General features: G+C 71.7%; 13 protein-coding genes. 1 reads left to right on the top strand and 12 read right to left on the bottom strand.

From position 1 onward, the window contains the following. Positions 1-261 precede the first annotated feature (261 nt). The 7 genes from tyrS to JJ691_RS51975 are packed head-to-tail and all read right to left on the bottom strand — an operon-like array spanning position 262 to position 6,203. Complete coding sequence (gene tyrS, locus JJ691_RS52005) at positions 262-1,536, bottom strand: tyrosine--tRNA ligase (protein WP_211766715.1); 1,275 nt, start codon at positions 1,534-1,536, stop codon at positions 262-264. Positions 1,537-1,570: 34 nt separating this feature from the next. Beyond that, positions 1,571-2,185, bottom strand: a complete 615-nt coding sequence (locus JJ691_RS52000) for a DNA-3-methyladenine glycosylase (protein ID WP_211766714.1) — start codon at positions 2,183-2,185, stop codon at positions 1,571-1,573. Positions 2,186-2,197: 12 nt separating this feature from the next. Next, on the bottom strand, positions 2,198-3,610 hold the full coding sequence (gene argH, locus JJ691_RS51995) for an argininosuccinate lyase (protein WP_211766713.1): 1,413 nt from the start codon (positions 3,608-3,610) through the stop codon (positions 2,198-2,200). Positions 3,611-3,636: 26 nt separating this feature from the next. Next, a complete protein-coding gene (locus JJ691_RS51990; protein WP_211766712.1) occupies positions 3,637-4,089 on the bottom strand; it encodes an argininosuccinate synthase domain-containing protein in 453 nt (150 codons plus the stop codon). Beyond that, positions 4,082-4,573 carry an arginine repressor gene (locus JJ691_RS51985; RefSeq protein WP_211766711.1) on the bottom strand — a complete coding sequence of 164 codons (492 nt, stop codon included), beginning with the start codon at positions 4,571-4,573 and terminating at the stop codon, positions 4,082-4,084. The genes JJ691_RS51990 and JJ691_RS51985 overlap by 8 nt, the downstream gene beginning before the upstream one ends. Before the next feature lie 32 nt (positions 4,574-4,605). Beyond that, positions 4,606-5,403 (bottom strand): patatin-like phospholipase family protein, encoded by a 798-nt coding sequence (locus tag JJ691_RS51980; protein WP_211766710.1) that lies wholly within the window; start codon positions 5,401-5,403, stop codon positions 4,606-4,608. Continuing rightward, positions 5,400-6,203: an SDR family NAD(P)-dependent oxidoreductase gene (locus JJ691_RS51975; RefSeq protein WP_211766709.1), complete on the bottom strand. Its 804-nt coding sequence runs from the start codon at positions 6,201-6,203 to the stop codon at positions 5,400-5,402. The genes JJ691_RS51980 and JJ691_RS51975 overlap by 4 nt, the downstream gene beginning before the upstream one ends. A gap of 76 nt (positions 6,204-6,279) precedes the next feature. Between JJ691_RS51975 and JJ691_RS51970 the strand changes: the two genes are divergently transcribed. After that, a complete protein-coding gene (locus JJ691_RS51970; RefSeq protein WP_249227591.1) occupies positions 6,280-6,882 on the top strand; it encodes a TetR/AcrR family transcriptional regulator in 603 nt (200 codons plus the stop codon). Between the two features lie 48 nt (positions 6,883-6,930). Here the strand turns inward: JJ691_RS51970 and argF are convergent, their stop codons facing one another. Genes argF through argC form a run of 5 tightly spaced genes read right to left on the bottom strand, consistent with a single transcriptional unit; the run spans position 6,931 to position 12,150 of the window. Continuing rightward, positions 6,931-7,845, bottom strand: coding sequence for an ornithine carbamoyltransferase (gene argF / locus JJ691_RS51965; RefSeq protein WP_211766707.1), 915 nt, complete (start codon positions 7,843-7,845; stop codon positions 6,931-6,933). 3 nt (positions 7,846-7,848) lie between these two features. Beyond that, positions 7,849-9,033 (bottom strand): acetylornithine transaminase, encoded by a 1,185-nt coding sequence (locus JJ691_RS51960; RefSeq protein ID WP_256449347.1) that lies wholly within the window; start codon positions 9,031-9,033, stop codon positions 7,849-7,851. Further along, positions 9,030-9,929: an acetylglutamate kinase gene (gene argB, locus JJ691_RS51955; protein ID WP_211766706.1), complete on the bottom strand. Its 900-nt coding sequence runs from the start codon at positions 9,927-9,929 to the stop codon at positions 9,030-9,032. Before argB ends, JJ691_RS51960 begins: the two co-directional genes overlap by 4 nt. After that, a complete protein-coding gene (gene argJ, locus JJ691_RS51950; protein WP_249227590.1) occupies positions 9,926-11,134 on the bottom strand; it encodes a bifunctional glutamate N-acetyltransferase/amino-acid acetyltransferase ArgJ in 1,209 nt (402 codons plus the stop codon). The genes argB and argJ overlap by 4 nt, the downstream gene beginning before the upstream one ends. Next, positions 11,131-12,150: an N-acetyl-gamma-glutamyl-phosphate reductase gene (gene argC, locus JJ691_RS51945; protein ID WP_211766705.1), complete on the bottom strand. Its 1,020-nt coding sequence runs from the start codon at positions 12,148-12,150 to the stop codon at positions 11,131-11,133. Before argC ends, argJ begins: the two co-directional genes overlap by 4 nt. Positions 12,151-12,183 lie beyond the last annotated feature (33 nt).

Below are 12,183 nucleotides of genomic sequence, written 5' to 3'. Positions count from 1 at the left end.
GCTTGTATTCGTAGCTTAGCCGGTCCGTTTGCGCCTTGCAAATCGGCCTCCAAGGAGGTGACTCGCTGGGCTTCGTCCCGATTGCCAGGCTCGTCCTCACCGTCCCTGCCGGGGGAGTCCCTGGCGGTCCGGGGCGAGTCCGTGTTGCGCTGACAGAGAGAAAGTTACGCGGTGGGGAACGAGAAGTCAAATCGCGCCCGCAACCGCATCGGCAGAGCGGAAGTCCCAGCTCAGCGGCCTTCCGCCCGGCCGACGTCCACGCTAGTCGAGGACCTCGACACCAGCAGTGTGGCGCTTGCCACGCCGCAGCACAAGCCACCGCCCGTGCAGCAGGTCCTCGCGTCCCGGCTTCCACTCCTCATCGGCCACCTTCGTGTTGTTCACGTAGGCGCCGCCCTCCTTCACCGTCCGCCGCGCCGCCCCCCGGCTGTCCGCCAGACCGGCGGAAACCAGCAGGTCGACGATGGTGGGACCATCGTTGAGGCGCACCTCGCCGGTCGGCACCTCGGCCATCGCCCCGGTCAGCGTGGACAGCTCCAGCTCCCGCAGCTCCCCCCGCCCGAACAGGGCCTGGCTGGCCACGGTGACCTGCTGGGTCTCCTTCTCCCCGTGCACCAGCGTGGTCAGCGACTCGGCCAGCCGGCGCTGCGCGGCGCGCAGGTGCGGCTTCTCGGCCGTCTCCCGCTCGATGCCGGCCAGCTCCTCCTGGTCGAGGAAGGTGAAGATGCGCAGGTAGTTCAGCGCGGTCTCGTCACTGACGTTGAGGAAGTACTGGAACCACGAGTACGGCGAGGTCATGGTCGGGTCCAGCCACACCCGGCCGCCGCCGGTGGACTTGCCGAACTTGCGGCCCTCGGCGTCGGTGACCAGCGGCGTGGTCAGCGCGTGGGCGGTCTGCCGTTCCATCTTCCGGATCAGGTCCACGCCGCCGAGGATGTTGCTCCACTGGTCGGAGCCACCGATCTGGAGCTTGCAGTCGTACCGGCGGAACAGCTCCAGGTAGTCGTTGGACTGCAGCAGCAGGTAGCTGAACTCGGTGAACGAGATGCCGTCGGACTCGAGCCGCTTCTTGACCGTCTCCCGGGCCAGCATGGAGTTGATCGAGAAGTGCTTGCCGATGTCGCGCAGGAACTCCAGCACCTTGGCCGGACCGGTCCAGTCCATGTTGTTCACCACGACCGCACCGCTCGGCGAGTCGTCGAAGTCGACGAAGCGCTCCAGCTGGTTGCGGATGCGCGTCCCCCACTCAGCGACCTGGTCCAGCGAGTTCATCACGCGTTCGCCCTGGTCACGGGGGTCGCCGATCATGCCGGTGGCGACACCGGCCAACACGATCGGGCGATGCCCGGCGCGCTGGAACCGGTGCAGTCCCAGCAGCGGGACCAGGTTGCCGGCGTGCAGGCTGGGGGCGGTCGCGTCGAAGCCGCAGTACAGGGTGAGCGGGCCGGCCGCCAGGTCTCGGCGCAGCGCGTCGAGGTCGGTGGACTGCGCGGTCAGGCCGCGCCAGGACAGCTCGTCGAGGATGTGCTCACTCACGGACACATCATCCCGTACCAGGGCAAAGGGGTTGTCAGCGCCTCTTGGCGCGGCGGTACGTGCTGACCGCGGGCGAGTCGATCCAGAACCGCCACGGCCGGTCCATCGCGGTGGCCACGCCGACGCGCGGGCCGGCGTTGATGCTCTCGACCGGCACCGGGTCGGCGGCCAGCAGCCGCACCGGCGAGTCGGGGTCGAGCAGGTAGGCGCCGTTGTCGTCGCGGGTGAGCGACAGGGTGCTGGTCAACCGGGCCGGGCCCTTGGCCAGTTCGGCGTCGCTGCGGGCGCTGGGCCGCAGCTTGCGGGCGATGTCCAGGCCGGTGACGACCTCGCCGGCCCGCATCAGCACCGCTCCCGGCACCCCGTCGGTCAGGCACACGATGTTGGCGCAGTAGTGCATGCCGTAGACGAAGTAGACGTAGAGGAAACCGGGCGGGCCGAACATGACGTCGTTGCGGGCCGTTCGGCCGCGATAGCAGTGCGACGCCGGGTCGTCCCCGCCGCGGTAGGCCTCCACCTCGACCAGCCGCACCCCCACCGAACCATCCGGGGTGTCGGCCTCCAGCACGCTGCCGAGCAGGAGCTTCGCGGCGTCAACAGGGTCGACGGCGAGCTCCTGCGGCGTGAAAAGGCGGCGTGTGGCGGTCACAAGGTCACAACCCTAAGGGCGCGGCGGTGTCTCGGACCAGCCACGGGCAGCAGTCACCCGTTCACCCACTCGGCCCAATTGCTCGGCCACGCGGCCGGGCGCGGTGCCGCCGCGGCCGTCCCGCGAGGCGATCGAGCCCTCGACCGTAAGGACCGCTCGCACCTGTGGGGTGAGGTGCTCGGAGACCTTGGCGAACTCGGCGTCGGTCAGCTCGTCGAGGCCGACGCCGCGGGCCTCGGCCAGCCGCACGCACTCGCCGGCGGCCTCGTGCGCCACGCGGAACGGAACGCCCTGCTTGACCAGCCATTCGGCGATGTCGGTGGCCAGGGTGAAGCCGGCCGGGGCCAGGGCGGCCATCCGCGCGGTGTCGAACGTGAGGGTTGCGAGCATGCCGGCGATGGCCGGCAGCAGCAGCTCCAGCTGCGCCACCGAGTCGAACACCGGCTCCTTGTCCTCCTGGAGGTCCCGGTTGTAGGCCAGCGGCTGCGCCTTGAGAGTGGCCAGCAGGCCGGTCAGGTTGCCGATGAGCCGGCCGGACTTGCCGCGGGTCAGCTCGGCGACGTCCGGGTTCTTCTTCTGCGGCATGATCGAGCTGCCGGTGGCCCACGCGTCGTCGAGCACGGCGTAGCCGAACTCGGCGGTGGTCCAGATGATCACCTCTTCGGCGATCCGGGACAGGTTCACGCCCAGCATGGCCAGGCAGAACGCGGCCTCGGCGGCGAAGTCGCGGGAGGCGGTGCCGTCGATGGAGTTCTCCACCGACGCCGGGAAGCCCAGCTCGGTGGCCACGGCCACGGGGTCCAGGCCCAGCGAGGAGCCGGCCAGCGCGCCCGAGCCGTACGGGGAGACGGCGGTGCGGGCGTCCCAGTCCCGCAAGCGGTCGATGTCCCGCAGCAGGGACTGCACATGGGCCAGCAGGTGGTGGGCCAGCAGCACCGGCTGCGCGTGCTGGAGGTGGGTGCGGCCGGGCATGACCGCGCCGGGGTGGCGCTCGGCCTGGCTCACGAGAGCGTCGACGACGTCCAGCGTGCCGGCGGCGATCCGGCGGGCGGCGTCGCGCAGCCACATCCGGAACAGGGTGGCGATCTGGTCGTTGCGGGAGCGGCCGGCGCGCAGCTTGCCGCCCAGCTCGGCGCCGGCGCGGTCCATCAGGCCGCGCTCCAGGGCCGTGTGCACGTCCTCGTCGGCGACGACCGGCGTGAACGCGCCGGAGACGACGTCGGCCTCCAGCACGTCGAGCGCCGCGATCATGCGGGTCAGCTCGTCCTCGGTGAGCAGTCCGGCGCGGTGCAGGGCGCGGGCGTGGGCCCGCGAGCCGGCGATGTCGTACGTGGCGAGCTGCCAGTCGAAGTGCGTCGACAGGCTCAGCGCCGCCATCGCGTCGGCCGGACCGCTGGCGAACCGGCCGCCCCAGAGCTTGCTCACTGCCTCTCCTCGAATCTGTCGTGTCGTCAGGCGGCCGGGGTCAACCGGTCGCGGAGTTCCAGCCGCACCTCACCGCTGACGTGCTCCTGCGACGTCGCGATGAAGGCGTCGAGCGCGGTGCGCAGCGACGAGGACCAGCCGCCGTTGCCGACGAGCTTCGCCCAGCGGCGCTCCACCCGCCGCTTGAAGCGGAGCAGGTCGGGCTCGACCGTGCGGTCCTCCAGCTGGCGGTGCGCGGTGATCAGGGTGCTGGCCCCGGGCTGGGCGCTGCCGCCGACGCGCCAGTTCAGCTCCTGCACGGCCTGCAGCATCGTCACGGTCTCGCCGTCGACGGCCACCGGCACGCCCCGGTCGAACGTGATCACTACCTGGTCGGCGTCGGAGCCGACGAACGCCGTCGTCGGGCACCAGATCCGCACCGGCGCCGGGACCAAAGCGTTGGCCTGCACCGCCCGCCGGCAGAAGTCGGCGTCATTCATGGCCCGCCGCCAGGCCGGTGAAGCGCTCGGCCAGCTGCGTGCCGGTCAGCGGCTCGCGGGCCACCACGAAGATCGTGTCGTCGCCGGCGATCGTGCCGACCACGTCGTGCAGCGCGGCCCGGTCCAGGGCGCTGGCCAGGAAGTGCGCCGCCCCGGGCGGGGTGCGCAGGACCGCCAGGTTGCCGGAGGAGTCCGCGGACACCAGCAGCTCCCCCAGCAGGCGGGTCAGGCGGGACAGGCCGCCCTCGACGCCGCGGACCGGGCTACCGTCCTCGGGGATGACGTACACCGGCGCCCCGCCGTCCGCGCCGCGCAGCTTCACCGCGCCCAGCTCGTCCAGGTCCCGGGACAACGTCGCCTGCGTGGTCTCGATGCCCTCCGAGGCCAGCAGCTTGGCCAGCTCGGACTGGCTGCGCACGGCCCGCTGCGACACCAGCTCGACGATCCGGCCTTGGCGGGCGGCGCGGGTGGTCGGCGAAGTCATGCGCATGAGTATGCACGATTGTGGGTAATTACTCAAGCAAGCGTCGGGGTCGATCGCGCGCCCAGCCGGAGCCCGGCCCGGTGGGCCGCGCGCAGCCGGGCCTGATCCATGAGCGCTCCGCCGTTGTCGCTGACGGCGAGGAATTCCCGATCAGGTTCGATCACCTCGACATGCACCCCGGCGGCCCGCAGATCGATGAGCGAACGCTCGACCGCTCGCTGTTGCGCCCGCATGGCGGGGGGCGCGGCGGTGACCGGGAAGCATGAAACGGCGACGACGTGATCATGGCCGGTGGCGAGGCCCGCGTTCAGCGGGTCCCGCATGCCGCCGTCCATGCACCGCCGCCCACCGACCGTGACCACCGGCAGCATGAGCGGGACGGCGCAGCTCGCGGCCACCGCCGAGGCCACCGGAACGCCCGAATCACGTTGCCAGACCAGCAGTTCACCGGTGACGACGTCGATTCCGGCGCAGCGGAACCGGTCCGGCCACTGGGCCCCGACGAGGTCGGCGACCAGCGCCACATACGCGTCCTCGGGCATGGTCGCCGCGTCGATCGCCAGCCGACCGATGTCGCCGCCCGCCGCCATGGCGTCGAGCAGCGCCGTCACGTCGCCGCCACCGAGCACCGCGGTCGCCGATTCCAGCCGGTCGAGGATCTCCGTCCGGCCGAGGAGAAGCAGCGCGCCCGCCATCGACCCGGCGGACGTGCCGAGAACGAGGTCGGCCCGGCCCGGGTCGACCCCGTGCGTTCGGAGGCCGTCGAACAGTCCCAGCTGCCAGGCCACGCCCACGATGCCGCCGCCACCGAGCACCAGTGCCGTGGTCATCGGGCGCTGGCCGGGTTGGCGGTCATCGCGCCCATCATCATGACCGAGCGCCGGCGGCTTGCCAGTCTGCTCAGGGCCAGCACCAGCCGATTCATCCGGCCGACGGCGACGCTGGGCGGCGGGTCGCGGCGGTCCAGGGTGCGCAGCGCGGTTTCGACGACCAGCTCCGGGGTGTGCAGCCGCGCGCGACCGGCGGCGTCCGGCCCGGTGACGTCGAAGAACTCGGTCTGGGTGGCGCTCGGCGACAGGGCGAGCACCCGCAGGCCGGTGCCGCGGTGCTCCTGCCACAGGGCCTCGGTGAAGCTGAGCACGAACGCCTTCGCGGCGCCGTAGACGGCCATCCGCGGCACCGGGGTGTAGGCGGCCATGCTCGCGACGTTGATCAGGACACCGCGGCCGGACGCCAGCAGGTCGTCGAGGAAGATCCGGCTCAGCTCGACGACCGCCTGCACGTCGACGGCGATCTCGGCGCGCAGGCGCGCGGCGTCCTCGTCGGCGAACGGGCCGTACGTGCCGAATCCGGCGTTGTTCACCAGCCCCGTCAGCCGCAGGCCGCGATCACGGAGCGCGGCGGCGAGGTCCCCGGCGGCACCGGGTTGGGCGAGATCGCAGGCCAGCACGGTGACCGCCACCCCGTGCGCGGCCTCGATCTCGACCGCGAGCGAGGCGAGGCGGTCCTCCCGCCGGGCGACGAGGACGAGGTCAGAGCCCCGCCGGGCGAGCTGGCGGGCGAACTCCGCGCCGATCCCGGCGCTGGCACCGGTGACGAGCGTCAGCCCGCCCCGAAGGTCGAGTGTCATGCAATCCTCCTCTGTGGCATCAAGTGCCAGGTTAGCATCGAATGCCAGCGAGGCACCATGAGATACGGTGATCGGCGTGAGCACGCGTCAGGAGCAGTCGCGCCTGTGGGATCGCACCCGCCGCCGCGTCCAGGAAGAGGTGGTGGACGCCGCGCTGGCGTTGTTCCTGAGCCAGGGTTTCGAGGAGACGACGGTCGACCAGGTGGTGGCCGCGGCCGGGATCTCCCGGCGGTCGTTCTTCCGCTACTTCGGCACGAAGGAGGACATCGTCTTCGGCGACCTCGCCGAGCAGGGCCCGGTGATCCTCGACGCGCTGCGGGCCCGCTCGGACGACGAGCCGGTCTGGGACGCGCTGCGGCACGCCTTCACAGTGCTGAGCGCCTCGACGGCGCCGGAGCGGGGGCTGGCGATCGGACGGCTGGTCGCCGCCAGCCCCGCACTGCGGGCCGCGCATCTGGAGAAGCACCTGCGGTGGCAGGACCAACTCGCGCCCGAGGTCGAACGCCGGCTCGGGTCCGGCGACGATCCCCCCGGCCTACGGGGCCAGGCGATCGTGGCCACGGCGCTGGCCTGCCTCGACGCGGCCACGGCCGTCTGGGTCGACCGCGGCGGCGAGGGCGGAACCGCCGAGCTGGAACGGCTCTGCGACCGGGCGCTCGCCGCCGTCCGGGACAGCTGACACGACAAAGGGGCCCTTCGCAGTGAAGGGCCCCTCGGAAACGAACCGTCAGCGCATCAGCCAGGCCAGCAGGGCCTTCTGGGCGTGGAGGCGGTTCTCGGCCTCGTCCCAGACGGCGCTGGCCGGGCCGTCGAGGACCTCGTCGGTGATCTCCCAGCCGCGGTGGGCGGGCAGGCAGTGCAGGACGATGGCGCCGTCGGCGGCGCGGCCCAGCAGCTCGGGATTGACCTGCAGGGAGCGGAACGGGCCGACGCGGTCCAGGCCGTCGTTCTCCTGGCCCATGGAGGTCCAGGTGTCGGTGACGAGCACGTCGGAGCCGTCGACGCCCTGGTGGGCGTCGGACGTGATCGAGACGGTGCCGCCGGTCTCGGCGGCCAGGGCCAGGGCGTCGCGGACGACGAAGGCCGCGGGCTGGAAGCCCTCGGGGGACGCGATCCGGACGTGCATGCCGGCGGTGACGCCACCCAGCAGCAGCGAGTGGGCCATGTTGTTGGCGCCGTCGCCCAGGTAGGTCAGGGTCAGGCCGGCGAGCCTGCCGTGGCGTTCCCGGATGGTCTGCAGGTCGGCCAGCACCTGGCAGGGGTGGAACTCGTCGGTGAGGGCGTTGATCACCGGGATCCGCGACACCGAGGCCATGGCGTCGATGCGCTTCTGGGCGAAGGTCCGCCACACCACGGCGTCGACGTAGCGGGACAGCACCCGGGAGGTGTCCTCGATGGTCTCCTCGCGGCCCAGCTGCATGGAGCGGCCGTCGATCATGACCGAGTGCCCGCCGAGCTGGGCGATGCCGACGTCGAAGGACAGCCGGGTGCGGGTGGAGTTCTTCTCGAAGATGGCGGCCACGGACTTGCCGGCCAGGGGCTTGTGCGCGAGGGGCTCGGCCTTGAGCTTGTCGGCCAGGTCGAGCACCTCGAGCTGCTCGGCCGGGCTGAGGTCGTCGTCGCGGAGGAAGTGCCGGGGCATGGTTCAGGACTCCGAGCTGTCGAGGAAAGCGGGCAGTGCGGCGACAAAGTCGTGGGCGTCGGCCTCGGACAGCACCAGCGGCGGGGCCAGCCGGATGGAGTCCTGCTGCACGTTGTTGACGAGGTAGCCGTTGGCCTGGGCGGCCTTGGCGACGCCAGCGGAGACGGGCTTGGTCAGCCCGACGGCCAGCAGCAGCCCGGCGCCGCGAACGCCGGAGACCAGCGGGTGGTGCAACTGCTCGACGCGGGCGGCGATGTCCTTGCCGAGCGCGGCGGCGTGCTCGCACAGGCCGTCGGCGGCGATGGTGCGGACCACGGCGAGGCCGGCGGCGCAGGAGATGGGGTTGCCGCCGAAGGTGGTGCCGTGGTGGCCGGGCTTGAACAGCTCGGCGGCCGCCCCGACGCCGATGCACGCGCCCAGCGGCAGACCGCCGCCGAGGCCCTTGGCCAGGGTGATCACGTCGGGCACGATGCCGCTCTGCTGGTACAGGAACCAGCTGCCGCAGCGGCCCATGCCGGTCTGCACCTCGTCCAGCACGAGCAGGGCCCCGGCCCGCGCGGTGATCTCCCGGGCGGCCTGCAGGAAGCCGTCGGGCGCGGGAATCACGCCGCCCTCCCCCAGGATCGGCTCGATGAACACGGCCGCCGTCTCACTGTCCACAACGGACTCCAGCGCGGCCACGTCGCCGAACGGGAGGTGCACGACGTCGGGCGTCATCGGCTCGAACGGGATCCGCTTGGCCGGCTGCCCGGTCAGCGACAGCGCGCCCATGGTGCGACCGTGGAACGCGCCCTCGAAGGCGACGATCCTGGTCCGGCCGGTGAGCCGGGTCAGCTTGAAGGCGGCCTCGTTGGCCTCGGCCCCGGAGTTGGTGAACACCACCTTGGCCGGCTGCCCGACCAGGTTCACCAGTTCCTCGGCCAGCTCCAGCGAGGGCTGGTTGACGAACATGTTGGACGTGTGGCCCAGCTTGCCGACCTGCTCGGTGACCGCCTGCACCACGGCCGGGTGGGCGTGGCCGAGGGCGTTCACCGCGATGCCGGTGTACAGGTCGAGGTAGCGGTTGCCGTCGGCGTCCCACACGTGGGCGCCCTCACCTCGGACCAGGGCCAGCTGGGGGGTGCCGTAGTTGTCCATCAACGCCGACTGCCAGCGGCTCCGGCTGTCCTCATTGGACTTGATGGTCACAGTTCCTCCTCCTCGTCTGGCAACACCATGGTTCCGACACCCTTGCTGGTGAACACTTCCAGCAGCACCGAATGCGCAAGCCTGCCGTCGATCACGTGCGCGGCGGGCACTCCGCCGCGCACCGCTCGAAGGCACGCCTCCATCTTCGGCACCATGCCGCTGGTGAGGCCGGGCAGCAGCTTCTCCAGCGCGTCCGCGCCGATCTGGTCGACTAAGGAGGAGCGGTCCGGCCAGTCGGTGTAGAGGCCTTCCACGTCGGTCAGCACGACCAGCTTCTCCGCCTCCAGCGCGACGGCTAAAGCGGAGGCGGCGGTGTCGGCGTTGACGTTGTGCACCACGCCGTCCGCGTCGGGGGCGACCGTGGACACGACCGGGATCCGGCCGGCGCGGATCAGGTCCAGCACCGAGGCCGGGTCGACGGTGACGACGTCGCCGACCAGGCCGATGTCCACCGGCTCGCCGTCGACGATGGCGGCCCGCCGCTCGGCGGTGAACAGCTGCGCGTCCTCGCCGGAGATGCCGACGGCGTACGGGCCGTGCGCGTTGATCAGGCCGACGAGCTCCCGCCCGACCTGGCCGACCAGCACCATCCGCACCACGTCCATGGTCTCGGGCGAGGTCACGCGCAGGCCGCCGACGAACTCGCCCTCGATGCCCAGCCGGGTGAGCATGGCGCTGATCTGCGGCCCGCCGCCGTGCACCACCACCGGGTGGATGCCGGCCAGCCGCAGGAACACCATGTCCTGGGCGAAGGCCCGCTTGAGGTCCTCGTCGATCATGGCGTTGCCGCCGTACTTCACCACGACGACCTTGCCGTGGAAGCGCTGCAGCCAGGGCAGCGCCTCGATCAGCACCTCGGCCTTGCCGGCCGCTTCCGCCTTGCTGACATCGGTCATGACGAGTACGCGCTGTTCTCTTCGACGTAGCCGTGGGACAGGTCCGTGGTGAGCACCGTCGCGGCGGCGTCGCCGACGTGCAAGTCGATCAGCACCTCGATGTCGCGGCCGGACAGGTCGGCGCCCTCGCGGTCGGCGGCGCGGGTGCCGCCCTGGCAGACCAGCACGCCGTTCAGGGTCACGTCGATCTTGTCGGCCTCGACGTGTGCGGGGGCGTTGCCCAGCGCCATCAGGATCCGGCCCCAGTTCGGGTCGGAGCCGAAGAAGGCGGTCTTGACCAGGCTGTCCCGGGCGATCGCGCGGGCCACGGTGACGGCGTCCTGCTCGGTGGCCGCGCCCCGCACGGTGACGGCGACCTCCTTGGTCACACCTTCGGCGTCGCCCTGGAGCTGCCGCACCAGGTCGTGGCAGACGGCCCTCAGCGCCTCGGCGAAGTCCTCTTCGGACGGCGCCACGCCGGAGGCGCCGGAGGCCAGCACCAGCACGGTGTCGTTGGTGGAGGTGCCGCCGTCCACGTCGAGACGGTCGTAGGTGACCTTGGTGGTGGCCTTGAGGATCGCGTCCAGCCGGGCCGGCTCGACCACGGCGTCGGTGGTGATCACCGACAGCATGGTGGCCATGTTGGGCGCGAGCATGCCGGCGCCCTTGACGAAGCCGCCGATGGAGAAACCGGCCGGGTGGGTCAGGGCCGACTGCTTGGGGTGGGTGTCGGTGGTCATCACGGCGGTCGCCGCGTCCAGGCCGGCCGTTTCCGTGGCGGCAAGCGCTTGCGCGGCTCTGTCCACTCCGGACAGCACGGCGTCCATCGGCAGCCGTTCGCCGATCAGGCCGGTCGAGCAGACGGCGACGTCCACCGCGCTGATCTTGAGCACTTCGGCCACGTGCTCGGCGGTCCTGTGCGTGTCCTGGAAGCCTTCCGGGCCGGTGCAAGCGTTTGCGCCACCCGAGTTGAGGACCACGGCGCGCAGCCGGTTGTCGCTGACCGCCTGCTGCGACCACAGCACCGGCGCGGCCTTGACCTTGTTGGTGGTGAACACCGCGGCCGCCGCGTCGGACGGGCCCTCGTTGACCACCAGCGTGAGGTCCGGTGCGCCGGAGACCTTGATGCCCGCAGCCACGCCCGCTGCGCGGAACCCGGCCGGCGTGGTGACGCCAGCAGTGCGGGTCACGGCGAGTTCGGTCGCGGCGAGTTCTGGGGTGGTCACGGGGCTACTCCCACAGTGGAAAGGCCGGTGGTCTCGGGCAGTCCGAGAGCCAGGTTCATGGACTGCACGGCGGCGCCCGCCGTGCCCTTGGTCAGGTTGTCGACGGCCGCGACCACGACCAGCCGGTTGGTGTCCTCGTCGACGACCACCTGCACGTGCAGGGCGTTGGAGCCCAGGGTCGCGGCCGTGGTCGGCCACACGCCCTCGGGCAGCAGGTGCAGGAAGGGCTCGTCGGCGTAGGCCTTCTCGTACACCGCGCGCACGTCCACAGTGGACCTGAGCGGGGCGGTGCAGGTAGCCAGGATGCCGCGGGGCATCGGCACCAGGACCGGCGTGAAGGAGACGGCCACCTTCTGGCCGGCGATCTTGCCGAGGTTCTGGGCGATCTCCGGGGTGTGCCGGTGCTTGCCGCCGACGTTGTAGGCGCTGGCCGCACCCATCACCTCGGAGCCGAGCAGGTTGGGCTTGAGCGACTTGCCCGCGCCGGAGGTGCCGGTGGCCGCGACCACCACGACATCCGGCTCGACGATGTCGGCGGCGAAGGCCGGGGCCAGCGCGATTGAGGCGGCGGTCGGGAAGCAACCGGGGACCGCGACCCGCTTGGTGCCGCGCAGGTTCTCCCGCGCGCCGGGCAGCTCGGGCATGCCGTACGGCCAGGAGCCGGCGTGCGCGCTGCCGTACCAGCGCTCCCAGTCGGCCGCGGCGGTCAGCCGGTGGTCCGCGCCGCAGTCGATGACCAGCACGTCCTCGCCGAGTTGGGCTGCGAGCTCGGCCGACTTGCCGTGCGGCAGGGCCAGGAAGACCACGTCGTGGCCGGCCAGCTCGGCGGCGGTGGTGTCGGCGAGAACGCGGTCCGCGAGCGGCACCAGGTGCGGCTGGTGCTGGCTCAGCGGCGTGCCCGCGTTGCCGCCGGCGGTCAGCGCGCCGATCTCCACCTCGGGGTGGCCGAGGAGCAGCCGCAGCAGCTCACCACCCGCGTACCCGCTCGCACCCGCGACAGCGACCCGTACCGTCATGCGAATGAGTATGCATGACGGTGGGTATTTACT

The organism is Kutzneria sp. CA-103260 (assembly GCF_018263855.1).
GTDB lineage: Bacteria > Actinomycetota > Actinomycetes > Mycobacteriales > Pseudonocardiaceae > Kutzneria.
Note: the sequence above shows the minus strand (reverse complement) of the source record. Positions and strands in the feature narration are given on the sequence as shown.

Bases quoted from the DNA above. Each gene is read 5' to 3' on its own strand.
- JJ691_RS51990 (WP_211766712.1), bottom strand. From the start codon at position 4,089: ATGAATGACGCCGACTTCTGCCGGCGGGCGGTGCAGGCCAACGCTTTG.
- JJ691_RS51985 (WP_211766711.1), bottom strand. From the start codon at position 4,573: ATGACTTCGCCGACCACCCGCGCCGCCCGCCAAGGCCGGATCGTCGAG.
- JJ691_RS51980 (WP_211766710.1), bottom strand. From the start codon at position 5,403: ATGACCACGGCACTGGTGCTCGGTGGCGGCGGCATCGTGGGCGTGGCC.
- JJ691_RS51975 (WP_211766709.1), bottom strand. From the start codon at position 6,203: ATGACACTCGACCTTCGGGGCGGGCTGACGCTCGTCACCGGTGCCAGC.
- argF (WP_211766707.1), bottom strand. From the start codon at position 7,845: ATGCCCCGGCACTTCCTCCGCGACGACGACCTCAGCCCGGCCGAGCAG.
- argB (WP_211766706.1), bottom strand. From the start codon at position 9,929: ATGACCGATGTCAGCAAGGCGGAAGCGGCCGGCAAGGCCGAGGTGCTG.
- argC (WP_211766705.1), bottom strand. From the start codon at position 12,150: ATGACGGTACGGGTCGCTGTCGCGGGTGCGAGCGGGTACGCGGGTGGT.